The organism is Streptomyces sp. NPDC053367 (genome assembly GCF_044545925.1).
Lineage (GTDB): Bacteria > Actinomycetota > Actinomycetes > Streptomycetales > Streptomycetaceae > Streptomyces.
Map to the genome: position 1 here is coordinate 334,843 of NZ_JBITYN010000003.1, position 23,319 is coordinate 358,161.

The window sequence follows — 23,319 nt, forward strand, 5'->3', positions numbered from 1 at the left end:
TCACCCGCCCGGCCGTCCGGGCGGGCCCGCCCGCGGCGGGCGTGGTCCGCTGGAGGGGTGCAGGACTCCGCCCCGCTGCTCCCCCGCCCCGTCCGCCGCCTCGCCGCCTGGTGCGCCGTTCTCCTGCTCCTCGCCGGCGTGGGCTGGGTCGCGGTGCGGCTGTGCGCCGTGTTCCGTACGGCGGTGGTACCCGTGCTGCTCGCACTGCTCGGCACCGCCCTGCTCGGGCCCTTCCACCGGCGGCTGGTCGGAGCGCGGGTGCACCGGTCGCTGGCGGCCGCCCTGACCTGCGTGGCCGTGGTGTGCGTGGTCGGCGGGGCCGTGTACATCGTCGTCGCCGCGCTCATCGACAGCGGGGACCAGATCGTCGCCTCCCTCAAGGACGCCGCCGAGACGGTCGCCGACCACTTCGGGGCGGCCGGGACCTCCCTCGACGACCTCGCCTCCAACGCCCGCGAGCTGGCGTCGAAGTTCGGCAGCACCGCCGCCTCCGGTGTGATCAGCGGGGTCAGCGTCGTCGGCGAGAGCATCGCCATGGCCGTACTCGCCCTGCTGCTGGTCTTCTTCTTCCTGCGCGACTCCGACAAGGCCGCCGGCACCCTGCGCGCGCTCGCCCCGCGCGGCACCGGCGACACCCTGGAGGCCATGGCGCGCCGCGCCTTCCGCGCCGTCGAGGGGTTCATGCGGGGCACCACCCTGATCGCGTTCATCGATGCCGTCTGCATCACCGTGGGGCTGCTGATCCTCGACGTGCCGGGCGCGGTCGGGCTCGGGGCGCTGGTCTTCGTCGGCGCCTACATCCCCTATCTCGGGGCCTTCCTCTCCGGCGCGGTCGCGGTGCTCGTGGCGCTCGCCGACCGGGGGTTCGTGATCGCGCTGTGGACGGTCGGCGTGGTGCTCGCCGTGCAGGTGCTGGAGGGGCATGTGCTCCAGCCGGTGATCCAGAGCCGGACCGTGCAGATGCACCCCGCGGTCGTCATGGTCGCCATCACCGCGGGCGCCTCCGTCGCCGGTGTCCTCGGCATGCTGCTCGCCGTGCCGGTCACGGCCGCGGCCTTCGGGGTGGTGAGCGAGCTGCGCGCCCGCTACACGCCGGGCGGCCCGTCCGCAGGACCGGCCGGGCCGTCACCGTCGTAGAGCGTCGCGTCCTCGCCCTCGCACAGCTCGAACCAGATGCTCTTGCCCTCGCCCCGCGGCGCGACCCCCCACTCGTCCGCGAGCAGCTCGATCAGCACCAGGCCGCGCCCGGAGGAGGCCAGCTCCCCGGGGTGGCGCCGGTGCGGCAGGTCGTCGCTGGTGTCGGAGACCTCCACGCGCAGGCGCCGCCCGGAGCCCTCCCCGGTGACCTGGGCGACCAGCAGCGCGTCGGCGTCGGTGTGCACCAGGACGTTGGTGAGCATCTCCGACACGAGAAGCACGGCCGAGTCCAGCTGGTCCTGGGACGCCCAGTCGTGCAGCAGCTCCCGCAGATGCCGGCGGGCCACCGCGATCCGCTCCGGCTCGGCCTGCGCGACGGTCAGCATCGTGCGCCGCACAGGGGGCCGCACGGCGAGGGAGTCGCCGCAGCCGCAGCCCTCGCCCCTGCGGCACAGCAGCAGGAACGCGATGTCGTCCTCGCGGCGGTCGGCCAGCGGCCCGGTCGTGTGGTGCGAGGACGGCCCGTGCACGGCCTGCACCAGCGCGTCGGCCAGCTCCTCCAGGTCGCCGTCGTGCCGCTCCAGGGTCCGGCGGATGCGGGTCCAGCCGGTGTCCAGGTCGTGGCCGCCGGTCTCCATCAGACCGTCGGTGCAGATCATCATGACCTCGCCCGGCTCCAGTGCCAGCCGGGTGGTCGGGTAGTCGGTGTCCGGGTCGATGCCCAGCGGCAGCCCGCCCGCGGTGTCCCGCAGCAGCACCGTGCCGTCCGGCATCCGGATCACCGGGTCCAGGTGCCCCGCCCGGGCCGCCTCCACCACACCGGTCTCCGGGTCGACCTCGACGTACAGACAGGTCGCGAAGCGCAGGTCGGCACCGTCGTCGGCGATGCCGTGCAGAAAACGGGACGCACGCGAGAGCACGGCATCGGGCCGGTGCCCCTCCGAGGCGTACGCCCGCAGGGCTATCCGCAGCTGGCCCATCAGCCCCGCCGCCCGTACGTCGTGCCCCTGCACATCCCCGATGACCAGGGCGAACCTGCCGTTGGGCAGCGGGATGAGGTCGTACCAGTCGCCGCCGACCTGGAGGCCGCCGCCGGTCGGGATGTAGCGGGCCGCGACCGACATGCCCGGGATCTCGGGGCCCAGCGAGGGCAGCATCGAGCGCTGGAGGCCGTCGGTGAGCTCCCGCTCCGACTCCGCCGTCCCGGCACGGGACAGGGCCTGCGCCAGCATCCGGGCGACCGTCGTCAGCACCGAGCGCTCGTCCGGGGTGAACGCCACCGGATAGGTGAAGGCGGCCATCCAGGCCCCGATCGTGCGCCCGGCGACCGTCAGCGGCAGGAACGCCCACGACTGCCGGCCGAACTGCTGCGCCAGCGGCCACGTCAGCGGATAGCGGCGGGCGTACTCCTCCGGGGAGGGCAGATACACGGCCCGCCCGGTGCGGGCCACGTCCGCGGCCGGATAGGCGGTGTTCATCGACATCTGGGCGAAGGGGCCCTCGTCGCCGGGCCGGTGCCCGTGATGGCCGATGATCGTCAGCCGGTCGCCCGACACCCCGAACACCGCGAGCCCGTCCGGCGAGAACCCCGGCATCGAGAGCCCGGCCGCCACCCGCAGCACCTCCGCCGTGGACCGCGCCTCGGCCAGCGCCCGGCCCGCGTCCAGCAGGAACGCCTCCCGCGAGCGCCGCCAGTCGCCGGTGACCGTGCGCCGGTCCGCCGGAGTGCCCGGCACGGGCTCGGTGACCTCCTGGAGGGTGCCGATCAGCTCGTAGGCCCGTTTGTGCGGGTCGAAGGACGGCTTGGAGCGGCTGCGTACCACCCGGACGATCCGGCCCTGCTCGTCCATGATCCGGATGCGGACCTCGGCGAGGGTCGACTCGGCGACCGCCAGCTGCACCACCCCGGTGATCTCGTTCCAGTCCACCGGATGCAGCCGGGCCCGCACCTGGGACTCGTGAAGGGTGGTCTCCTCGGCGGGCAGCCCGAGCAGCCGGGCCGCCTCGGCGTCCACCCTGACCAGACTCGTCGACGTGTCCCAGTGCCACAGGCCGGTCGCGAGAGTGGCGAGGACCTGCTCCACGGCGGGCAGGGGCAGGGGCTCACCAGTGCGCATTGCCCCACTTTAAGAAAGGGTGTTCGCATCCTGCCACCGAAGGGTGCCCCGGCCGCGCGGAGCCCCCGCGCGAAGCCCCGCCCGCAATGAAGGGGAGGCGACGCATGGCTGCCCGGTACGCTGGGGGTGTTTCACGTGAAACAACCTGGAACACAGACCCCGATCCGCGAAGACTGGATGAACGACGATGCATCGGTACAGGTCCCACACCTGCGGCGAGCTCCGCGCCTCTGACGTCGGCACCGACGTCCGGCTGAGTGGCTGGCTGCACAATCGGCGCGACCTGGGCGGCATCCTCTTCATCGATCTGCGCGACCACTACGGCATCACGCAGCTCGTCGCCCGTCCCGGCACCCCGGCCTACGAGGCGCTGGACAAGATCTCCAAGGAGTCGACCCTCCGCATCGACGGCAAGGTCGTCTCCCGCGGCGCCGAGAACATCAACCCCGAGCTGCCCACCGGTGAGATCGAGGTCGAGGTCGGCGAGGTCGAGCTGCTGGGCGCCGCCGCCCCGCTGCCGTTCACGATCAACACCGAGGACGGGGTCAACGAGGAGCGGCGCCTGGAGTACCGCTTCCTCGACCTGCGCCGCGAGCGCATGCACAAGAACATCATGCTGCGCACGGCCGTGATCTCCGCGATCCGTCACAAGATGACGGCCCTCGGCTTCAACGAGATGGCGACGCCGATCCTGTCCGCGACCTCCCCCGAGGGCGCCCGCGACTTCGTCGTCCCCTCCCGTCTGAACCCGGGCAAGTTCTACGCCCTCCCGCAGGCGCCGCAGCAGTTCAAGCAGCTGCTGATGATCTCCGGCTTCGACCGCTACTTCCAGATCGCGCCCTGCTTCCGCGACGAGGACGCCCGCGCCGACCGCTCGCCCGGCGAGTTCTACCAGCTCGACATCGAGATGAGCTTCGTCGAGCAGGAGGACATCTTCCAGCCCGTCGAGAAGCTGATGACCGAGCTGTTCGAGGAGTTCGGCGGCGGCCGCCACGTCACCTCGCCGTTCCCGCGGATCCCGTTCCGCGAGGCGATGCTGAAGTACGGCTCCGACAAGCCCGACCTGCGCGCCAAGCTGGAGCTCGTCGACATCACCGACGTCTTCGAGGGCTCGGAGTTCAAGGCGTTCGCCGGCAAGCACGTGCGTGCGCTGCCGGTGCCGGACGTCTCCGCGCAGCCCCGCAAGTTCTTCGACCAGCTCGGTGACTTCGCCGTCTCCCAGGGCGCGAAGGGCCTGGCCTGGGTGCGGGTGGCCGAGGACGGTTCGCTGTCCGGCCCGATCGCCAAGTTCCTCACCGAGGACAACGTCGCCGAGCTGACCAAGCGCCTCTCCCTGGCCCCCGGCCACGCCGTGTTCTTCGGCGCGGGCGAGTTCGACGAGGTCTCGAAGATCATGGGCGCGGTCCGGGTCGAGGCCGCCAAGCGGGCCGGGCACTTCGAGGAGGGCGTCTTCCGGTTCTGCTGGATCGTCGACTTCCCGATGTACGAGAAGGACGAGGACACCGGGAAGATCGACTTCTCGCACAACCCCTTCTCCATGCCGCAGGGCGGTCTGGAGGCCCTGGAGACCCAGGACCCGCTGGACATCCTCGGCTGGCAGTACGACATCGTCTGCAACGGCGTCGAGCTGTCCTCCGGCGCCATCCGGAACCACGAGCCCGAGATCATGCTCAAGGCCTTCGAGATCGCGGGCTACGACCGCGACACCGTCGAGGAGCAGTTCGCCGGCATGCTGCGCGCCTTCCGCTTCGGCGCCCCGCCGCACGGCGGCATCGCTCCCGGCGTCGACCGCATCGTGATGCTGCTGGCCGACGAGCCCAACATCCGCGAGACCATCGCCTTCCCGCTCAACGGCAACGCCCAGGACCTGATGATGGGCGCGCCGACCGAGCTGGACGAGGCGCGGCTGAAGGAACTGCACCTGTCGGTGCGCAAGCCGCAGCCGAAGTAAGGCCGAGCAGCAACCGCTGCCGAGGCGCCCCGGACCCTCCCGGTCCGGGGCGCCTTCGCGCTTCCTGGCGGGCTCCCAGCTCGCGCTCATGTTCCTGACAGGGAGCGTCCCTACCGTCGCTTGCCATGACGGGAACACCTGCGCACAAGAAGAGCCTGACCCGCCGCAACGTCCTCGTGGCGGGGGCGGGCGCCGTCGCCGCGGCCGGCGTGGGCGGCACGCTGGCCGCCGGCGCGTTCGCCGACGAGGACAAGAGCACGCCGAGCGCCGAGTCCTGCTACCGGCTCACCTCCGAGACCACCGAAGGCCCCTACTACATCGACGCCGACAAGCTCCGCCAGGACATCACCGAGGACAAGGACGGCGTCCCGCTGGTCCTGCGGCTCAGGGTGATCGACGCCGAGACCTGCCGGCCGCTGCGTGACGCGGCCGTCGACATCTGGCACTGCGACGCCCTGGGCATCTACTCCGGCTACGAGAGCCTGTCGACCGGAGGCGGCGGGGGCGGCGGTGGCGGTACGCCGCCCACGGGCATGCCCTCCGGCGCGCCCACCGACCTGCCGTCGGGCGCCCCGACGGGCGAGCCCCCGTCCGGAGCCCCCTCCGGCGGCCCGGGCGGCGGTACCGGCGGCGGCATCCACGAGGAACCCACCGACGACGAGCGCTATCTGCGCGGCACCTGGCGCACCGACAGCAGCGGCCACGTCACCTTCCGGACGATCTTCCCCGGCTGGTATCGGGGCCGCTGCGTCCACATCCACACCAAGGTGCACGTCGGCGGCAAGTGGACCGAGGCCGGCTACGAGGGCGGCACGACCTGCCACACCGGACAGTTCTTCTTCGCCGAGGAGGCCGTGCTGGCCGTCGCCGAGGTGGCGCCGTACTCCACCTCGACGACGGAACGCACCACGCTCACCGAGGACACCATCTACGACGGGAGCGGCACCGCCGGCGGGCTCCTCAAGCTGACGTACGGCAGGAAGAACATCGCCAAGGGCGTGGTCGGCTCGATCACGGTGGGCGTCGACCCCGGGGCCACGCACACCGGCACCTGAGCCGGCCGCGGTCCGGTCAGATGACCCAGAACAGCCCGTTGCCGCCCAGCCAGCCCTCGTAGCCCTGGGGCATGCCGAGGGAGTCCAGGGTGAAGACGCGGCTGTCGGTGCCGGTGGGCCGCCTGGTGCCGCCGGGCAGCATGAACACCGCGCCGTTGTAGTGGTTCTCGCAGGCCGCGCCGATGAACAGCTCGGGCCTGCGGTCCCCGTCCACGTCCCCGGCCGACACCGTCGTACCGAAGCAGTCGCGGGTCTCGTTGACGCTGGGGATGCCGGAGCTGTCCTGGTGGAAGGAGTACCCGCCGGCGCCGAGCGGGCCCGAGCGGCGGCCGGGGATCACGGTGACCATGCCGGCACGCCGGACCGTGCCGACGGCCTCGTACGGCGCCCCGACGACGATCTCGGCGGCGCCGTCCCGGTCGAGGTCGGCCACCGCGAGGGCGGCCCCGAAGGCGTCCTGCTTCTCGCTGGTGCCGGGCACGCCCTCGGTGTCCTGGGTGATCACCTCGGGCCTTGCGTAGGGGTCGAGGCCGCCCGCCGAGCCGCGCCAGACCAGTACCCGCCCGCCGAGCTCGCCGTCGACGCCCGGGGTCACCGGCGTCAGCGGGTCGCCGACCACCAGGTCGGGGTAGCCGTCGCCGTCGACGTCACCGGTCGCGGCGATGAGCCCGTTGCCCCACTGCAGGGTCTCCCGGCCGCCCGTGAAGCCGTCCTCGACCAGCACGATGTCGCTGCCCGTCACATCGGCCCGCCGGGGGCCGAAGTACACCTGGTCGGGAGTGCCGTTGCGGTCGAAGTCGCCGAGCGCCACCGACCCTACGACGCCGTTCCACCTGATCTGGTAGGCCGAGGCGAAGGCGTTGCCGGTGCTGCTGAACGGGCCCTTGTAGACGGTGGTGTGCTCCGATCCGCCGACCAGGACCTTGGTCCGGTCGCCGGGCCCCGCCCCGGCCGCCGCCACGTCCAGGCCGTGGTTGTCGCCGCCGTCCGCGACGATCGGCAGGTAGCTGCCCTTGCCCAGGCCGCTCCGGCCGCCCCAGAGCACCCGGACCGTGCCGCCGCCGCCCTCGAACGGCGTGCCGACGACCAGGTCGGCGTAGCCGTCCCGGTTCAGGTCCGCGGTGGCCGTGGAGGTGCCGAACCGGTCGTAGGCGCCGACCTGTCCCGGAACACCGGGCGAGTCCTCGGTGACGACCTGACGCCGGCTCCGGGTCGTCACGCCGTTCGCGGAGCCGTACAGGACGACGACCGCGCCCGCCCGCAGGTGCCCGTCGACGTCCGCGCCCGGAATCGGCAGCACCACGTCCCGGTAGCCGTCACCGTCGAAGTCCCCCGGCGCGGCACCGTGGACGGCCGCGGCGGGGCCGGCCGGGGCCAGTGTCCCCGCGATCAGTCCGGCGGCCACGACTGCGGCCGCCCCCCATCTGCCCATGTCTGTCCCCTTCCCCAACGCGCTTGTGGAAAAGGGGACATGTCACGGCTTCAGTTGGTTGTACGCCTCTTCACGACGCCCGGCGAAGTGCTCAGAACACGCCCTTGTACGCGCCCCAGCCCGTGCCGACCTTCACGCGCGTCCCGAACGTCCCCGTCCCGGTGCCCGTCTGCCGCCACAGCACCCCGGCCGTGTCACGGGCCACGAGGTCGGCCCTGCCGTCGCCGGTGACGTCGCCCGTGCCGAGGACGAGGTTGTACGAAGAGCCCCAGCCGGCCGCCAGCTTCACCCGGGCGCCGAAGGTGCCGGAGCCCGTGCCGAGGTAGCGGTACAGGTTGTTCGACGTGTCCTGGGCGAGCAGGTCGCCGACGCCGTCGCCGTTGAGGTCCCCGGCGCCGACGATCTTCTTGTACGTCTTCCAGCTGGTGTAGAGCTTCACGGGCGCGGCCAGCTTGCCCGTGCTCGTGCCCTTGTGGAGGTACACCGCGCCCGTCGAGGAGTTGCGGGTGATCAGGTCCGGGCGGCCGTCCTTGGTGAGGTCGCCGGGGGCGGTCAGCACGTCGTACTGGTTCCAGCCGGTGCCGAGCGCGGTGTACGGCGTGCTGGTCCTCAGGGCCCCGCCGCAGGTGGGCCTGTAGGCGCGCAGGGCGCCGGTGCTCAGCCGGACGAGGACGTCGTTGCAGCGGTCGCCGCTCAGGTCGCCGAGCGCCACGAACCGGACGGTGGTGGGCCAGCCGGTGCCCAGTTCGCGGGTGGCGGTCAGTTCGGTGTGGCGCATGTGCAGGCGCCCGGTGGAGGTGAGCATGAGCAGGTCGCCGCCTCCGTCCGGGACGCCGTACGAGCCGCCGAAGTCGTGGAAGGCGGGCGCGGCGCCGGCCACCATGACCGAGCCGCTCGCCAGCGTGGTCGTCCCCGGCACATCGGGCTGAGTGGCCTTCAGCGTCCAGTTCACCTTGCCGTTGACGGCCCAGGCGCCGGAGGTGGTGCGGCCGTTCCAGGAGGCCCGGAAGAACGTCGACGCGGGGGCACCGGTGAGGGTGCGCAGGGTGCGGCCCGACCGGTCGGTGAGGGTGAGCGTCCAGGTCGCGACCGGTCGGTTCGTCTGCCAGGTCGGCTCCCACAGCATGTTCTGGAAGTTCACCGAGCCGGGCACGTTCGACGTGACGACGTCGAGCTCGGGCCACGCCGTGCGGGACGCCTGGAGGCCCGCGGCCCAGGTGGTGGTGGACTGCGACCAGTGCCAGACGGCGGTGGCGTCGGTCGCCGACCGCGCCGCGATCTGCCCGCTGAGGTACTCGTGCAGGCTGCCGCTGACCCCGCGCGCGGTCGTCCACTGCCCGCCGACGCGCGTGGCCTCCAGCAGGTACTGGGTGTTGGGGTACTCACCGGCCTGGTGCCACAGGGCGTGGACCGACCCGTCGGGGGCCATCTCCACGTCGTACACCGGGACGGAGATGCCGTCGTATCCGAGGCGGCCGGTGGACAGCAGCTGGGGTGCCGACCACCGGCCGGTGTCGGTGTCGACGCTGGTGGTCCGGATGCCGGGGTCGCCCCGGTCGGCCCAGACGAGCGTCACATCACCGTCCGCGGCGACCAGCGGGTCCGGGGACTGGGCGAGCTGCTCCACGCCCGTGGCGGCGGTCTCCGGCTGCCCCCACTCCCCGGCGTACGACCACCGGCGCATCACCTGGAGCGTCTTGTTCTTGTCCGGCCACACCAGCACCGCCCCCTGCGGACCTGCGGACAGCGTGGGGGACCCCAGGGAGGCCACGTCGGTGGTGACCAGCTGCGGGGTCTGCCACACGTCGCTCCCGGCGGGCCGGACGACGGTCATGACGTGCACGGTGCCGTACCCGAACGGCTCCATCCGGTACGACACGACCATCTCGCCGGACGCGTCGGAGGCCACCTCGGGGTTGCTCACCCGCATGCCGCTGTAGGGCCCGGCGTACGCGGCGGCGTTGCTGACCTTCCGCGGCATGGTGTGGCTGCCGTCCGGCGCGATGACGCTCGCGTACACCTCGCTCGAGGTGGCCGCCACGGCGTTCACCGGCAGGGCGGTCCATACGGCGGCGAGGGTGCCGTCCCGGCCCTCCGTGAGGTCCAGGCCGCGGACACCGAGCTGCTGCTCGGGGATGACCAGGTCGGTGGGTATCGACCACTCCGTCTGCCCGGCGCCGAGTACGGCCCGGGACAGGCGGGACGGGCCCGTGGCGGGGCCCTGGTTGGTCGGGCTCGGGAACTCGGCCCACAGGGCGACGACCGAGCCGTCCGCCCGGGCCGCGAGTTCGGCCTCCTGGACGGGCGCCGTGCTGAGCTGTACCGGGCTGCTCCAGGCGTCGCCCGTGGCCGCGCGGGTGGCGGCCCACAGGATGCCGGCGTCGCCGTTGTCGTCACGCCGTATCCACACCGCGACGGCACTGCCGTCGGTGCGTACGGCGACGTCCTGGACTCTGCTGCTCTCACTCGACAGTGTCACCGCGCCCGTCCAGGGCGGCAGCCCGTCCGCGGCGGCGGCCGGGACGGCCGGCAGCGCGGCGCCCCCGAGGACGAGTGAGACGGCGACGAGCGCGGTGGCCGCGGCACGGCGCCGCGGCAGGGCTGATATGCCCATGTGATGTTCCCTCCCCGTGGGCGGCGGGTGCCGCCCCGGGGGGACTCTACGTCCAGTGTGATCGAACGGTGAAGAAGATCAGCCCTGCGTGGCAGGGGAGTTGGACGTGCACGGCGTGAGCGGGGCTCAGTGCCGCTCGTCGCCTTCCGCCTCGTAGCGGGGCAGGCCGTCGGTGGGGATGGTCCAGTCGGCGATGGTGACGTCCTCGCCGTAGACGAAGTCCTTGCGGGTGGCGTAGCGGGGGCCGCCGGGGGTGTTGTGGATGTCGGTGAGGACGGCACCGGTGCCGGTGCGGGGGTCGAAGACCGCGTAGACCGGGATGCCGATCAGGGGGTAGTCGCGCAGCTTGGTGACCCAGTCGTTGTCAGGGTTGGACCGGGAGACGATCTCGACGGCGGCGATGAGCGTACGGGGGTCGAACGCCCCTTGCCCCTCCATGTCCGCCTCGGCGATCACCATGATGTCGGGGCGGCGCATGATGCCTTCGGGTTCGTCCTCCACGTCGGGCCTACCGGTATGGGCCACGATCTCTTCCGGCATCAGCTTCTCCAGTCGCTTCCGGAGCCGCAGCGTCGTCAGTTCGTGTCGGCCGATCGGCGACATCATGTCGTGGACGATCCCTTCCTTGGTGATCTCGAACTTGCCGGGGATGGTGTCGTCCGTGGACTCCACGAAGTCCCGCATGGCCCGGTACCGGTGTGGGGAGGCGCCCTGTCGCGCGTTGTCCGGGGCGATGGTCATGGCGCTCGCTCCTCGTCGTCTGTGCCCAGGGGCAAGGATCGTCGCTCTCATGCTAGGCCGCCCCCGGCTTGTCGATCGGATCTGCAGTCGCGGCAGCGGCCCGGCTCAGGCGCCCGGAAGGCGCGGTCGCAGCCGTCGCAGGTCTGGAGGGGGTGGCGGGGTTCCGGGACCGGTGCGGCCGGTGGCCGCAGTGGTGGCGGGGGTGGTAGCTGCGCGGCCAGGCGGTGGGCCAGGAGGGCGGCCGGGCGGGTCAGGGGCTCGTTCGGCAGGTTCGCGGTCAGGAACGTGGCGTACGGCGGTGGGGGTGAGGTCGCGCTCCAGCCAGGCGGCCACGCCCGGGGCGAGGTGCTCGGCGTCGGTGGCGGAGAGGAGCAGGCGGGGGTCGTGGCGGCGCAGGCAGGCGAGGACGTCGACGGCTGACTGGAGAAGGGCGGGCGTGGGGTACGACGGCTGAGGGACGCCAGGGAGGCGCTTGCGTGGCGCGGGCTCGTCGGGGGCCGTGCGCCGGGTGGGCCTGCGGGCGGACGACTCGCAGGCAGCGCGGTGACCGGGCCTGTTGCAGGAGACCGTGCGGGTGACGATCCGGCCGGTGGCGGTGCGTTCGCGGGTGCGGTGCAGGTAGCCGTGCGTTTCGAGTTCGTCGCAGGGCTCCGGCGATGCGGGTGGGACCCTCGGGGAAGCGGGCGGCGAGGGTCTTGATGTCGACGGCGGTGCCCGGCCGCACCGACTGGATGTAGCAGGCCAGTCCGATGGCCAGCAGGGACAGCTCGGGGTGCTGGGCCAGGTCGTTGCCGATCACCGTGAAGTTCTCGGTGTGGCGGACGTGGTCGTGGACGACGCCGGCGGTGCGGTGCCCGTCGGGGTGGTTTTTCGCCGGGATACGGGACTGGATGCGCGTGGGCGCGGTACCGTTTTCGGTGTCCATCGGGAAGCTCTTCTCTTCCTCGGTGGTCAGGCCCTCGCACTGGGATGGCAGTCCCGGCGAGGGCCGTCGCATGTCTGGGGTGGCCGGGTGTCGCCGGGGCTGAGCGTAGGGCACGCAACCGGGCCGATAGCCAGCTCAGTTGGGCATATTCACTCGCGGGAGTGAGTTTGCCCGGCGGGAGGGAGGGGTGGGGCTTGGCAGGGTTCTTTCTCCCCGGTTCTTGGTAGTTGGAGATCACCCGCCGGACCGGAGCACGGCCCGTGAAGCTCCGGTGTCCCGGCGGCGGCGAAGGTGAGCTCCGCCCAGACCGTCTTGCGTGGCGGCAGGCCCGGAACCACCCCCCAGCGATCGGCCAGCGCAGCCACGAGAGCGAGACCCCGCCCGCACTCCTCGTCCGGGCCGACGGGACGGGGCTCCTCCGGAACCCGGTCACCGCGCGTGTCCGTGACCTCGATGCGGAGGGTCCGCCCGACCGCATGGAGCAGCAGCCGGAAGTTCCGCCCCGGCACGCGGCCATGGGTGGCGGCGTTGTTCACCAGCTCGGCCACGACGAGCTGCGCCGGGTCCAACGGCAACCCCCAGGAACGCAGTTGCTCCACGGCCAGCAGCCGGGCGAGACGGGCGCCTCTGGGCGTGGGGGACAGCAGGGCGCTGAAGTTGCGGATGTGGCCGCCGGGTTGGGGGAGTTTCTGGTTCACGTCACTCAGCGTGGCCGGATGTGCCTACCGTGGGGAGTCACCCCATGGTTGCGTACGGTGACTGTCCAGCGGTTGTCCGGTGGTGTCCGGGCTTGTCGGGGCGGTGCGTACGGGTAGGGCGGGGCTGGTACGTGGCGACGACAGAGGGGCGCGCGCATGTCGGTGGACGACGAGGTCCGGCAGCTCAGGACCGAGGCTGACGAGCCGGGCTGGGAGGTCGACCCGGACGACGAGTGGGGTGTGGCGGTGGTCGCCACCGTGGGGCGGCAGCTCAAGCTCCGGCGCGAGGCCGTCGGCATGCGCGCCGGCGACTTCGGCAAGGCCGTGGGGTACGGCGAGGACCTGGTCTACAAGATCGAGAGCGGCAAGCGGATTCCCCGGCCGGAGTTCCTGGACAGAGCGGACGAGGTGCTGGGCGCGGGTGGGTTGCTCGCGGCGATGAAGGAGGACGTGGCCAAGGTCCGATACCCGAAGAAAGTGCGGGACCTGGCGCAGATGGAAGCGCGCGCGGTCGAGATCGGGGTGTACGAGAGCAGCAACATCCCAGGTCTGTTGCAGACGGCGGACTACACGAGGGCGCTGCTGATGTCATGGCTGCCCGCCTACACACCGGAGGACTTGGAACGCCGAGTGGCCGCCCGGGTCGCTCGGCAAGCGGTCTATGAGCGGTGCCCTGCGCCGGCCCTGAGCTTCGTCCTGGAAGAGGCGACGCTACGGCGCAGGGTTGGAGGCACAATGGTCCGGCGGCAGCAGTTCGAACGCTTGCTGGAGGTGGGGCGGTTGAGCAACGTCTCCCTCCAGGTGATGCCGCTGGACAGTGCGCCACACCCTGGCATGAGCGGCAGGATCGAGTTGCTGAAGTTCGAGGACGGTACGGCGGTGGGGCGCTCGGACGGGGCGTTCAACGGGCGTCCCGTGACCGACCTGAGGCAGCTCCGCATTCTTGAGCTGCGATATGGCACCATCCGAGCGCAGGCATTCCCGCCAGGGGAGTCGCTGGCCTTCATCGAACAACTGCTGGGAGAGACATGATCCGCAAGGCCCCCGCCGGTGACGCCTCCGAGCCGGCGTGGTTCAAGAGCAGCTACAGCAGTGGCCCTGACGGCGACTCCTGCGTCGAAGTCGCCGCCACCCCCGGCACCGTCCACGTCCGCGACTCCAAGTACCGCGACGCCGGCCCCCGCCTCGCGCTCGCGCTGGAGGCGTGGGCCGGCTTCGTGGCGTATGCCGGTCAGGACAGGGACTTGTAGGCGCCCCAGCCGGTCCCGATCTTCACGGGTGAGGCGAACGTGCCCCTGCCGGTGCCCGACAGGCGCCACAGGTACCCGCTGGTGTCGCGGGCGACGAGGTCGGCCCTGCCGTCGCCGGTGAGGTCGCCGACGCCCACGACCGCGTTGTAGCGGCTGCCCCAGTTCGACGCCAGCTTCACGCGGGACGCGAACGTGCCGTTGCCCTTGCCGTCGTAGCGGTAGAGGGCGTTGGCCCGGTCCTGGGCGATCAGGTCGGGGCGGCCGTCGCCGGTGATGTCGCCGACGCCGACGATCCTCCTGTAGGTGCGCCAGTCCGCGTAGAGCTTCACCGCGGTGGACAGCTTGCCCGTGCTGAGGCCCTTGTAGAGGTACACCGCGCCCGTGGACGCCGTGCGGGCGATCAGGTCGGGGCGGCCGTCGCCGGTCACGTCACCGGGCGAGGTGAGGACGTCGAACGTCGTCCAGCCGCCGGTCGCGAGCGTGGTGTACGGCGTCGACGGCCTGAGCGCGGCGTTGCAGCCGGGCTTGTACAGGCGCAGGGCGCCGCTGGACAGGCGGACGAGGACGTCGTTGCAGCGGTCGCCGCTGAGGTCGCCGAAGGGGACGGCGGTGACGGAGGTGGGCCAGCCGGTGCCGGCCGTCCGCTCGCCCAGCTTGCCCGTGCCCGTGCCCGCGTGGAACGTCAGCGCGCCCGTGGAGCCGAGGGTGAGCAGATCGCCGAGGCCGTCGGGGCCGTCGGGGCTGACGAAGTCGCGGCGGACCGGCATGCCCCGCTGGAGGAAGACGCGGCCCGTGGCCACCGTGTTCGCGGAGGTGCTGCCGACGCCGGTCGCCTTCAGGGTCCAGGTCAGGTGGCCGTTGGGGAAGCGGGTTCCGTCGGACGCCAGGCCGTTCCACCGCACCGCCACGCGGGCCGGGGTCGCTCCGCCGGTGATCGTGCGCGTGGCCTTGCCGTTGGCGCCGCTCTGGACGGACGTGAAGGTCAGGGACCAGGAGGTGACCGGACGGGACAGCAGCCACTGGCCGTTCCACGGCAGCGACGTCGACGGCTCCGCGTAGTCCTCCGTCTCCGAGTCGACGGCGGTCACGGCGGACGGCGTGATGCCGGTGGTGGCGACGTGCGTGCGCTCGTAGCCGTCGAACCAGGCGACCAGGCCCGTGTACTCGTCGACCGTCCAGCGGTAGCGGCGGTCGGCGGCGAGGCCGGTGTCGGGCAGGCCGGAGGCGACGACGCGGGTGGCGCCGGTGGCGGCCTCGGTCAGGACCAGCTCGTCGGTGCCGTGGTCGTGGCGGACGGTGAAGCCGTCGCCGAGCAGCACGTCACCGGGGGCGACGGCCCTCGCTGTACGGGCCCTGGTGTCGTACACGCCCGCCGAGGCCGAGCCGCAGGCCCAGTACACCCAGCGGCCGGCCGCCTGGAGCTCGCTCGGCACACAGGACAGGCCCGGCACGGTCACCGTGGCGAGCGACCTCATCGCGACGAGGTCGTACGACGAGATCGTGCCGAGCGTGCCCGCGCTCCAGAGCGTGGTGCCGTTCAGGGCGGCGGCGCGGGCGGTCCGCTTCAGCCGCTGGCCGTAGCCGAACCGGCCGACGTACTGCGTGCCGGCCGCGTTGTAGACCGCGTACTCGTCGGAGACGTCGACGATCGAGCCGCCGCGCGTGCCGAACTCCAGCTTGTAGCCGCCGATCGAGACCAGCCGGTCGTCGTCGCCGAAACCGCCCTCGCCGGAGCCGCCGTTGGTGTCCAGGTAGACGTGCTCGCCGTCGACGTTGCCCCACAGCGCCGAGCAGATGGTGCCGGGGTAGGGGCACACGGGCTCATACATCGAGCCGCTCGCCGTGGCGGCGGACGCCGTCAGCGTGGTCGAGCCGTTCGTGGTCAGGGTGCGCACGGACGTGGTGTCCGTGGTGGTGCTCGCCGGGTTGTCCGCGGCCACGCGCAGGCTGCCGCGGCTGAGCGCGATGCCGGTCTTGGTGTTCTCCAGGGCCGGGGGCTGGTAGACCTTCTCCAGCTTCAGCGTGCCGTCCGCGGCCTGGCTCACCCGCTGGACCCACCGGTCGGTGATCGTGCTGCCGCCGGTGACGAGCGCGGAGCCGTCACCGCTCGCGAGCGTGTACCCGCCGGCGCTGGGCAGCAGGGTGTACTTCACGGACGGGTCGGTGACGTTCACCGCGACAAGCCTGGTGGTGGTGTCGTTCACGTATCGCTGCACCAGCAGCCAGTCACCGACCAGGACCGGTTCGCCGTCGAGGCCGGAGGACAGCTCGGGCACCTCGACCAGCTGTTCCTCGGCGGCGAGGTCGGCGCGGGACTTCAGGTGCAGATAGCCGCTCCAGGTGTCGTACCAGCCGACGCGGTCCTCGCTCATCACGGTGTCCGGGCGGTACTGCGTGTCGTCGAAAGCCACGGTGGCCGTGGCCGTCTCGACGTCGATGTAGGCGAGCCCGTAGTTGCCGTACGCCACGAGAACACCGGAGGAGTCCGCGGCGCGTACGTCCGTGCTCTCCACGCTCGTCGGCTCACCGCCGATGGGACGGGTGCGCCAGGTGCCGTCGACCTCGTCCAGCAGGGAGTAGCTCGTGAGGATCGTGTCGCCCGCCAGGGCCCGGTAGTAGCCGTGGTCCGTGGCGTTCCACTCCACCGACCTGGTGGTGCCCGCCGCCGGGTCCCACAAGGTTGCCCGGGCGTCGGACGCCGTCTTCGGCAGCGCGATCACATCGCTGTCCGAGCCGTACCAGGCGTCGCGGCATTCCGCATCGACGTCGGCGCAGGCGGTGTCGGGCGTGTAGACGCCGCTCGCGTCCCCGACGGTGACGGTCCGGCCCGTCGCGTAGTCCGTCCACAGCAGGCCGTCCCGGCCCTCATGGCGGTGCAGGAAGCCGGTGTCGCCCACGACGTACGGGCGTTCGGTGCGTGCCTTGGTGGTGCTGGGATCGGTCAGGGTGATCCCGGTGGTGTCCGCGGCGGCGGACTCCACGGCCTCGCCGTCCTTCGGTGAAAGGACGACGAGGGACGTCGCCGCCATGGCGACCACGAGCGAGGAGACGGACACGGTCAGACCGCCCCGTCCCGGGGCGAATCTGCCCACGTGAGAACCCTCCCCAGCGAGGGCCCGCGCCCTCGCACAAGTGGCCGAATCCTACCTGGCGATCAGCGGGCCACGTACTGCGTGAGGATCGCCTGGACCTCGTAGATGTCGACGCCCTTGGTGAAGGTCTTGGTGATCGGGAGCTGCGCGCCCGACACCCAGATCTTCAGCTCCGCGTCGAGGTCGAAGGTGCCGGCCGTCTCCACCGCGAAGTGCGTGATGCTGCGGTAGGGGATGGAGTGGTACTCCGTCTTCTTGCCGGTGATGCCCTGCTTGTCGACCAGGATCAGACGGCGGTCGGTCAGCAGGATGGTGTCGCGGATCAGCAGGTAGGCGGCGTGCACCTGCTCGCCCTGGCCCAGCAGCCGGGCGTAGTCCTGCGCCGCCTGCGCCGGGTCGATCGGGTGCGCGTTGCCGAAAAGAGCCATGAGAGGACCCCCCACTCGAATGCCCCGTGACCTTGGCCGGTCACGTGATCTTGGACCAGGTATATCCGGTGGGCGAGGGCCCGAGAAGGGCTGTTACCCGGCTGTGTCGCTGCTGACACAGCCTGCGAGGCTATGGCCACGGGAATCGAGCCGATGCCGCCGCGCGGGAGGCCGAGGGCCTCGCCGGGCGGTGGGACAGGGAGAGCGAGAAGGCCGCGCTGCTCGACCTCGCCGCGCTCCTCGCGCAGTGCGCGGCGACGCCGGGCAGCCATGTGTGGTTCATGGGCGACTGACCGCCCGGCTCAGGCCTCCGGCTCGCCGCCGAAGCGCTCCTTGTACGCGGCCAGGTCCTCGTCCGTCAGCTTGGCGAAGAGGACCGGCGGCACGGTGAAGGGGGTGCCGGCCGGGACGGCGGACAGGGACTTCGCCTCGTCCTGCGACACCCAGGTGGCGGTGTCGTCGGGGAGCGCGAAGGCCTGCCGCATCGCCGCGGACGTGGCCGGGATGAAGGGCTCGGAGACCACCGCGTAGAGGTGGATGAGGTTCATCGCGGTCCGCAGCGTGAGGGCCGCGCCGTCCTTGTCCGTCTTGATCTCCAGCCAGGGGGCCTTCTCCTCCAGGTAGGAGTTGCCGGCCGACCACAGGGCGCGCAGCGCGGCCGCGGCCTTGCGGAACTGGAGGGCCTCCATCTGCTCCTCGTACTCGGCGAGCAGCCGGGCGATCTCCTCACCCAGACGCGCCTCCGCCTCGCCGGGCTCGCCGCCCGCGGGGACGTCGTCGCCGAAGCGCTTGCGCGAGAAGGACAGGACACGGTTGACGAAGTTGCCGAGGGTGTCGGCCAGGTCCTTGTTCACCGTCGCCGTGAAGTGCTCCCAGGTGAACGACGAGTCGTCCGACTCCGGGGCGTTGGCGATCAGGAAGTAACGCCAGTAGTCGGCCGGGAGGATGTCCAGCGCCTGGTCGGTGAAGACACCGCGCTTCTGCGAGGTGGAGAACTTCCCGCCGTAGTAGGTCAGCCAGTTGAAGGCCTTGACGTAGTCGACCTTCTTCCACGGCTCGCGCACGCCCAGCTCGGTGGCCGGGAACATGACGGTGTGGAAGGGGACGTTGTCCTTGGCCATGAACTCGGTGTAGCGGACGGTGTCGTCGGCCTCGTACCACCAGGACTTCCAGTCCCGGTTCTCCAGGTCTGTGTCCCGCGCGGCGTTCGCCCACTCCTTCGTCGCCCCGATGTACTCGATCGGCGCGTCGAACCAGACGTAGAAGACCTTGCCCTCCGCCGCGAGCTCCGGCCAGGTGTCCGCCGGGACGGGCACGCCCCAGTCCAGGTCACGGGTGATGGCGCGGTCGTGCAGGCCCTCGTTCAGCCACTTGCGGGCGATGGAGGAGGCCAGCTGCGGCCAGTCGTCCTCGTGCCGGGCGACCCAGGCCTCGACCTCGTGCTGCAGCTTGGACTGGAGCAGGAAGAGGTGCTTGGTCTCGCGGACCTCCAGGTCCGTCGAGCCGGAGATCGCCGAGCGCGGGTTGATCAGATCCGTCGGGTCCAGCACGCGGGTGCAGTTCTCGCACTGGTCGCCGCGGGCCTTGTCGTAGCCGCAGTGGGGGCAGGTGCCCTCGACATAGCGGTCCGGGAGGAAACGCCCGTCGGCCGGCGAGTACACCTGGCGGATCGCCCGCTCCTCGATGAAGCCGTTCTCGTTCAGCTTGCGGGCGAAGTGCTGGGTGATGTCCCGGTTCTCCGGGGAGGAGCTGCGGCCGAAGTAGTCGAACGCGAGCGCGAAGCCGTCGTAGACCGCCTTCTGCGCGTCGTGCGCCTGCGCGCAGAACTCGTCCACCGCGAGGCCCTGCTCCTTCGCGGCCAGCTCGGCGGGCGTGCCGTGCTCGTCGGTGGCGCAGATGTAGAGGACGTCGTGGCCGCGCTGGCGGAGGTACCGGGAGTACACGTCCGCCGGGAGCATGGACCCCACCATGTTGCCCAGGTGCTTGATCCCGTTGATGTACGGAAGGGCGCTGGTGATGAGGTGTCGAGCCATGGCTTGGCTGCTCCCAGGTCGGGTTTTGTTGTACGAACCTTGAAATCGTAGCCGACATGGGTGGGCCGCCCGCTTCCCGTTCTGCAGGGTGGAAGGGGCGGCCTCGGGGGGTTGCGCGGTTACGGCTTCCAGGTGGCGAGTACGCCGCTGTAGAGCTCGGCGTCCGTCAGCTCGCGCGGGGTGGGGCCGGCGTGGAAGAACGAGGTGTTGCCGGTCCTCAGCTTGCGGAGGTAGTCGAAGGCCTTGTTGTCGTGCTCACCGAAGGCGACGAAGGCGAAGTGGATGTGGGGGTGGTTCTCCGCGGCCTCGGTGAGGGCCTGGGTCGCGGGGGTCTTCGCGTCCGGGGCGCCGTCCGTCTGGAAGATCACCAGGGCGGGGGTGCCGGGGGCGGCGTGCTTGTCGTGGTGGGCCACGACCTCCTCGACCGCCACGTGGTAGCTGGTGCGGCCCATGCGGCCGAGCTCGGCGTGGGTGTCGTCGATCTTCGTCTCGTGGCCGGGGGTGAGGGTGAGGTCGGTGGTGCCGTCCAGCTCCGTGGAGAAGAACACGACGTGGACCGTGGCCTCGGGGTCGAGGTGCGCGGCGAGGGCGAGGGTCTGGTCGGCGAGGGCCTGGGCGGAGCCGTCCTTGTAGTACGGGCGCATGCTCGCCGAGCGGTCCAGCACGAGGTAGGTCTTTGCGCGGGTGCCGGTGAGGCCGGTCTTCTTGAGGGCGCTGGTGGCTGCCTTGTACGCCGTCGTGAGGGAGGGGGCGCGGGTCTTGAGGCGACTGAGGGGGATGGCGGGCTTGGGGGTGGCGTCGGGCTCGGGGGTCGTCCGCTCGGCCTCGGCTTCGCCTTCGGCCGGTTCCGGGTTCCCACCCGCACCGCCCGTGCGGCTTTCGTCGTCGGCTGCCGGTGGCCCCTGTGGGGCGGTCTCGCCGTCGGCGGCCTCGGGCTCGGGGGCCGTCCGCTCCGCCTCGGCTTCGCCCTCGGCCGGTTCCGGGTTCCCACCCGCACCGCCCGTGCGGCTTTCGTCGTCGGCTGCCGGTGGCCCCTGTGGGACGGTCTCGCCGTCGGCGGCCTCCGGCTCGGGGGCCGTCCGCTCCGCCTCGGCTTCGCCCTCGGCCGACGTCGGCTTCGCTTCCGCCGTGCCCTTCTCGAACACCTCCACCAGCTCCGCCAGAGCCTGGGGGTCCGGCTCGAACGGCGTCTCCGCCTCCGCCTCCGCCTCGGCATTCGGCGCCGGCTCGGCTGCCGCCACCGGCTCGGGCTCCTCGGCCGCGACCGGCTTCGGCTCGGGCTCGGGCTCCTCAGCCGCCGCAGGCTCCGGTGCGGTCGTCGGCTTCGGCTCCTCAGCCGCCACCGGCTCGGGCTCCTCGGCCGCGACCGGCTTCGGCTCGGGCTCGGGCTGCTCAGCCGCCGCAGGCTCCGGTGCGGTCGTCGGCTTCGGCTCCTCAGCCGCCGCAGGCTCCGGCTCCGGCTCCGGCTCCGCCTTCGGCTTCGTCGGTTCCTCTGACGCCGCTCGTTCCTCGGCGTCCTCCGAGCGGGCCGGCCTCGGGACGGTCACGTTGTCGAAGGCCGCGGCGACGAGCTCGTGTTCCTCGGCCTCGGTGAGGGGGGAGGAGGACGTGCGGGGCTCGGGGACCTGGGCGGTCGGGGCCGGGGCCGGGGTCGGTTCGGGGGATGCGGACGTCGGGTTCGTACCCTCCGGCTCGGCGGGACGGGATTTGCGTGACCGGCCGAATGCGTTCCGCAGGAGAGTGAGAATGCCCATGTGCGCAACCCTTCGCGTGAGTTGTAGCCCGTCGATCGCTGGCCAGGACGGACACGTAAGGTTAGCGGCCCGGAATGAAGATCTTGGGGAGGGGCGGCTGCTGCCCGCTCAGGCGGGCGAATGCGCCCCGCGACCCATAATGGGCGCATGTCGCGAGAGTTCCCCATCAGCCTCACTCCTCCCGACTGGCTGGTGCGGAACCTGCAGTCGCAGCCCGCCGCCCCGGTGAACAAGGCGGCCGTGGCGCGGGCCGCGATCGCGATGACGCTGCCGCTCGTCGTCGGGCTCCTCGCGGGGCGGCCGGAGTACGGGGCGCTGGCGTCCATGGGGGCGTTGTCCGGGGTCATCGGTGACACGGCGGACGCCTATCGGATGCGGATTCTGAACATCGCGATCCCGCAGGCCTTCGGGGCGATCGGGATCACCCTCGGGGCGCTCGCCTTCGGACAGGGCTGGGTGGCGGTCGTCGCCGTCACGGCCATCGCGCTGGTGTCCGGGATGATCTCCACCATCGGGGCCGTCGCCTCCGTGTCGGGGCTGCTGCTCCTGCTCAACGCCGTGGTCGGGGCGGGACTGCCCATGCCGGGGCAGTGGTGGCTGGCACCGCTGCTGATGACCGGGGGCGGACTCCTCGTCCTCGTGCTCGCCCTGCTGGCCTGGCCGCTGCGCTCCGGGGTGCCGGAGCGGGACGCCGTCGCCGACACCTACCGCACGGTCGCCGACCTGCTCGCCGCCTGCGGCACCGACGGCTACGACGACGCCCGGCACGCCGTCACCCAGTCGCTGAACCAGTCGTACGACCTGGTGCTCGCCCGGCGCGCCCGCCATCACGGCCGCAGCCCCGACCTGACCCGGCTGCTCGCCCAGCTGAACTCCGTCATCGCCGTGGTCGAGGCCGCGCCCGCCGCCCATCTGCGCGGCAAGCCGCTGCCGGAGCAGGTGCCGGCGGCCGTCCGGCATCTCGCGGAGGCCGTGCGGACCGGCTACACCGGGCCGATAGCGCTGGGCCTGCCCACGCCCGCCGACGAGACCAGCCGGGCCGTCGACCACGCCCTGCGGCACACCGCCGAGGTCGTCACCGCCCCGGACGTGGACCCGTACGCCCTCGACGACCGGCTCGGCCGCCCCGCCGCGCTGCGCAGCCGGGCCGCGCAGGGCGCCCGCAACGTCATGCTGTCCGCCGCTTCCTGGCGCTACGGGCTGCGGCTGGCGTTGTGCATCGGCATCGCCCAGGCGCTGGTGTCGATCATCCCGGTGCCGCGCTCCTACTGGGTGGCGCTGACCATCACCTTCGTGCTCAAGCCCGACTTCGGGTCGGTGTTCTCCCGCGCCCTGCTGCGCGCGCTCGGGACCGTCGGCGGGCTGGTGATCGCCGCCGCGGTGCTCGCGGAGGTGCCCCGCGGCTGGTGGGACGTGCCGGTGATGCTCGTGCTCGCCCCGCTCATCCCGGCCCTCACACCGCGCGGCTACGGCTATCAGACCGCGGCCATCACCCCGGTGATCCTGCTGCTGTCGGACGTCCTGAACCGCCAGGGCACCGCGCTGCTGCTGCCGCGCCTGGTGGACTCCCTCATGGGCTGCGCGATCGCGCTGGCCGTGGGCTATCTGCTGTGGCCGGAGAGCTGGCACACCCGTGTCGGCGACCGGCTCGCGGACGCGGTCGCGGACACCGCCCGCTATGTGGAGTCCGCGTTCGGCGACGCCACCGAGGCCGCCGCCCGCGCCCGGATGCGCCGCCGCCTCTACCGCGACCTGTCCGTCATCCGTACGGAGTTCCAGCGCGCCCTGACCGAACCGCCGCCCACCGGACGCCGGGCCGCCGCCTGGTGGCCGCTCGTCGTCGCCGTCGAGCGCATCGTCGACGCGACGACGGCGGCGCGGGTCCGCGTCAAGCACGGAGCCGCGCCGCCGTCCGAGGCGGAGATCGTCCAGGTCACCCGTCAGCTGCGCGAGCTGGCCGAGGGCGTGCGCCGGTCCGAGACCCTGGTCGCCGTCCGCACCGACCTCACCGGCCCGCCCGACAGCGTCCTGGAGAGGCTCCGCCAGGAGGTGGCGGCGGCGCGGGCCATCGCCTCGCCGCGCACCCCCTGAC

The 23,319-nt window shown here is 72.0% G+C and carries 15 protein-coding genes and 1 pseudogene; 6 read left to right on the forward strand and 10 right to left on the reverse strand.

Annotation, left to right across the window (positions count from 1 at the left end; all coding sequences use genetic code 11):
- The first annotated feature begins 57 nt into the window (after positions 1-57).
- Entirely contained in the window at positions 58-1,137 is a 1,080-nt protein-coding gene (locus ACIGXJ_RS11190; protein ID WP_399643135.1) for an AI-2E family transporter, read from the forward strand.
- On the opposite strand, the gene ACIGXJ_RS11195 is transcribed toward ACIGXJ_RS11190, so the two are convergent.
- Positions 1,086-3,254, reverse strand: coding sequence for a SpoIIE family protein phosphatase (locus ACIGXJ_RS11195; RefSeq protein WP_399643137.1), 2,169 nt, complete (start codon positions 3,252-3,254; stop codon positions 1,086-1,088). The two genes, ACIGXJ_RS11190 and ACIGXJ_RS11195, sit on opposite strands and share 52 nt — an antisense overlap.
- A 187-nt stretch (positions 3,255-3,441) precedes the next feature.
- Between ACIGXJ_RS11195 and aspS the strand changes: the two genes are divergently transcribed.
- Positions 3,442-5,205 (forward strand): aspartate--tRNA ligase, encoded by a 1,764-nt coding sequence (gene aspS / locus ACIGXJ_RS11200; protein WP_399643140.1) that lies wholly within the window; start codon positions 3,442-3,444, stop codon positions 5,203-5,205.
- Between the two features lie 125 nt (positions 5,206-5,330).
- A complete protein-coding gene (locus tag ACIGXJ_RS11205) occupies positions 5,331-6,260 on the forward strand; it encodes an intradiol ring-cleavage dioxygenase (protein WP_399643142.1) in 930 nt (309 codons plus the stop codon).
- A 16-nt stretch (positions 6,261-6,276) separates the two neighbouring features.
- Here ACIGXJ_RS11205 and ACIGXJ_RS11210 read toward each other — a convergent pair whose 3' ends face one another.
- The 5 genes and pseudogenes from ACIGXJ_RS11210 to ACIGXJ_RS11230 form a co-directional block, all read right to left on the reverse strand.
- A complete protein-coding gene (locus ACIGXJ_RS11210; RefSeq protein WP_399643144.1) occupies positions 6,277-7,692 on the reverse strand; it encodes an FG-GAP repeat protein in 1,416 nt (471 codons plus the stop codon).
- Between the two features lie 91 nt (positions 7,693-7,783).
- Positions 7,784-10,306 (reverse strand): FG-GAP repeat domain-containing protein, encoded by a 2,523-nt coding sequence (locus ACIGXJ_RS11215; protein ID WP_399643146.1) that lies wholly within the window; start codon positions 10,304-10,306, stop codon positions 7,784-7,786.
- Between the two features lie 126 nt (positions 10,307-10,432).
- On the reverse strand, positions 10,433-11,047 hold the full coding sequence (locus ACIGXJ_RS11220) for a Uma2 family endonuclease (RefSeq protein ID WP_399643148.1): 615 nt from the start codon (positions 11,045-11,047) through the stop codon (positions 10,433-10,435).
- A gap of 47 nt (positions 11,048-11,094) precedes the next feature.
- Positions 11,095-11,972: pseudogene (locus ACIGXJ_RS11225) on the reverse strand (helix-turn-helix domain-containing protein).
- A 149-nt stretch (positions 11,973-12,121) separates the two neighbouring features.
- Positions 12,122-12,670, reverse strand: coding sequence for an ATP-binding protein (locus ACIGXJ_RS11230; RefSeq protein ID WP_399643150.1), 549 nt, complete (start codon positions 12,668-12,670; stop codon positions 12,122-12,124).
- A gap of 156 nt (positions 12,671-12,826) precedes the next feature.
- On the opposite strand from ACIGXJ_RS11230, the gene ACIGXJ_RS11235 reads away from it, so the two are divergent.
- Positions 12,827-13,702, forward strand: coding sequence for a helix-turn-helix domain-containing protein (locus tag ACIGXJ_RS11235; RefSeq protein ID WP_399643152.1), 876 nt, complete (start codon positions 12,827-12,829; stop codon positions 13,700-13,702).
- Positions 13,699-13,920, forward strand: coding sequence for a DUF397 domain-containing protein (locus tag ACIGXJ_RS11240; protein WP_399643154.1), 222 nt, complete (start codon positions 13,699-13,701; stop codon positions 13,918-13,920). The genes ACIGXJ_RS11235 and ACIGXJ_RS11240 overlap by 4 nt, the downstream gene beginning before the upstream one ends.
- Here ACIGXJ_RS11240 and ACIGXJ_RS11245 read toward each other — a convergent pair.
- The 4 genes from ACIGXJ_RS11245 to ACIGXJ_RS11260 all read right to left on the reverse strand — a co-directional run bounded on the left by ACIGXJ_RS11245 (position 13,902) and on the right by ACIGXJ_RS11260 (position 21,227).
- On the reverse strand, positions 13,902-17,012 hold the full coding sequence (locus tag ACIGXJ_RS11245) for an FG-GAP-like repeat-containing protein (protein WP_399643156.1): 3,111 nt from the start codon (positions 17,010-17,012) through the stop codon (positions 13,902-13,904). The genes ACIGXJ_RS11240 and ACIGXJ_RS11245 overlap by 19 nt on opposite strands.
- 62 nt (positions 17,013-17,074) lie before the next feature.
- Positions 17,075-17,440 (reverse strand): PH domain-containing protein, encoded by a 366-nt coding sequence (locus tag ACIGXJ_RS11250; protein WP_189695881.1) that lies wholly within the window; start codon positions 17,438-17,440, stop codon positions 17,075-17,077.
- Positions 17,441-17,742: 302 nt separating this feature from the next.
- A complete protein-coding gene (gene metG, locus ACIGXJ_RS11255) occupies positions 17,743-19,473 on the reverse strand; it encodes a methionine--tRNA ligase (RefSeq protein WP_399643158.1) in 1,731 nt (576 codons plus the stop codon).
- A gap of 119 nt (positions 19,474-19,592) precedes the next feature.
- Complete coding sequence (locus ACIGXJ_RS11260) at positions 19,593-21,227, reverse strand: VWA domain-containing protein (protein ID WP_399643160.1); 1,635 nt, start codon at positions 21,225-21,227, stop codon at positions 19,593-19,595.
- Positions 21,228-21,374: 147 nt separating this feature from the next.
- Between ACIGXJ_RS11260 and ACIGXJ_RS11265 the strand changes: the two genes are divergently transcribed.
- Positions 21,375-23,318, forward strand: a complete 1,944-nt coding sequence (locus tag ACIGXJ_RS11265) for an FUSC family protein (protein ID WP_399643164.1) — start codon at positions 21,375-21,377, stop codon at positions 23,316-23,318.
- Position 23,319 lies beyond the last annotated feature (1 nt).

What these genes read in the sequence shown, in the direction of transcription:
- ACIGXJ_RS11195 (WP_399643137.1), bottom strand. Translation starts at nt 3,254, where the DNA reads ATGCGCACTGGTGAGCCCCTGCCCCTGCCCGCCGTGGAGCAGGTCCTC.
- ACIGXJ_RS11205 (WP_399643142.1), top strand. Translation starts at nt 5,331, where the DNA reads ATGACGGGAACACCTGCGCACAAGAAGAGCCTGACCCGCCGCAACGTC.
- aspS (WP_399643140.1), top strand. Translation starts at nt 3,442, where the DNA reads ATGCATCGGTACAGGTCCCACACCTGCGGCGAGCTCCGCGCCTCTGAC.
- ACIGXJ_RS11240 (WP_399643154.1), top strand. Translation starts at nt 13,699, where the DNA reads ATGATCCGCAAGGCCCCCGCCGGTGACGCCTCCGAGCCGGCGTGGTTC.
- ACIGXJ_RS11215 (WP_399643146.1), bottom strand. Translation starts at nt 10,306, where the DNA reads ATGGGCATATCAGCCCTGCCGCGGCGCCGTGCCGCGGCCACCGCGCTC.
- ACIGXJ_RS11250 (WP_189695881.1), bottom strand. Translation starts at nt 17,440, where the DNA reads ATGGCTCTTTTCGGCAACGCGCACCCGATCGACCCGGCGCAGGCGGCG.
- ACIGXJ_RS11235 (WP_399643152.1), top strand. Translation starts at nt 12,827, where the DNA reads ATGTCGGTGGACGACGAGGTCCGGCAGCTCAGGACCGAGGCTGACGAG.
- ACIGXJ_RS11265 (WP_399643164.1), top strand. Translation starts at nt 21,375, where the DNA reads ATGTCGCGAGAGTTCCCCATCAGCCTCACTCCTCCCGACTGGCTGGTG.
- metG (WP_399643158.1), bottom strand. Translation starts at nt 19,473, where the DNA reads ATGGCTCGACACCTCATCACCAGCGCCCTTCCGTACATCAACGGGATC.
- ACIGXJ_RS11260 (WP_399643160.1), bottom strand. Translation starts at nt 21,227, where the DNA reads ATGGGCATTCTCACTCTCCTGCGGAACGCATTCGGCCGGTCACGCAAA.
- ACIGXJ_RS11210 (WP_399643144.1), bottom strand. Translation starts at nt 7,692, where the DNA reads ATGGGCAGATGGGGGGCGGCCGCAGTCGTGGCCGCCGGACTGATCGCG.
- ACIGXJ_RS11220 (WP_399643148.1), bottom strand. Translation starts at nt 11,047, where the DNA reads ATGACCATCGCCCCGGACAACGCGCGACAGGGCGCCTCCCCACACCGG.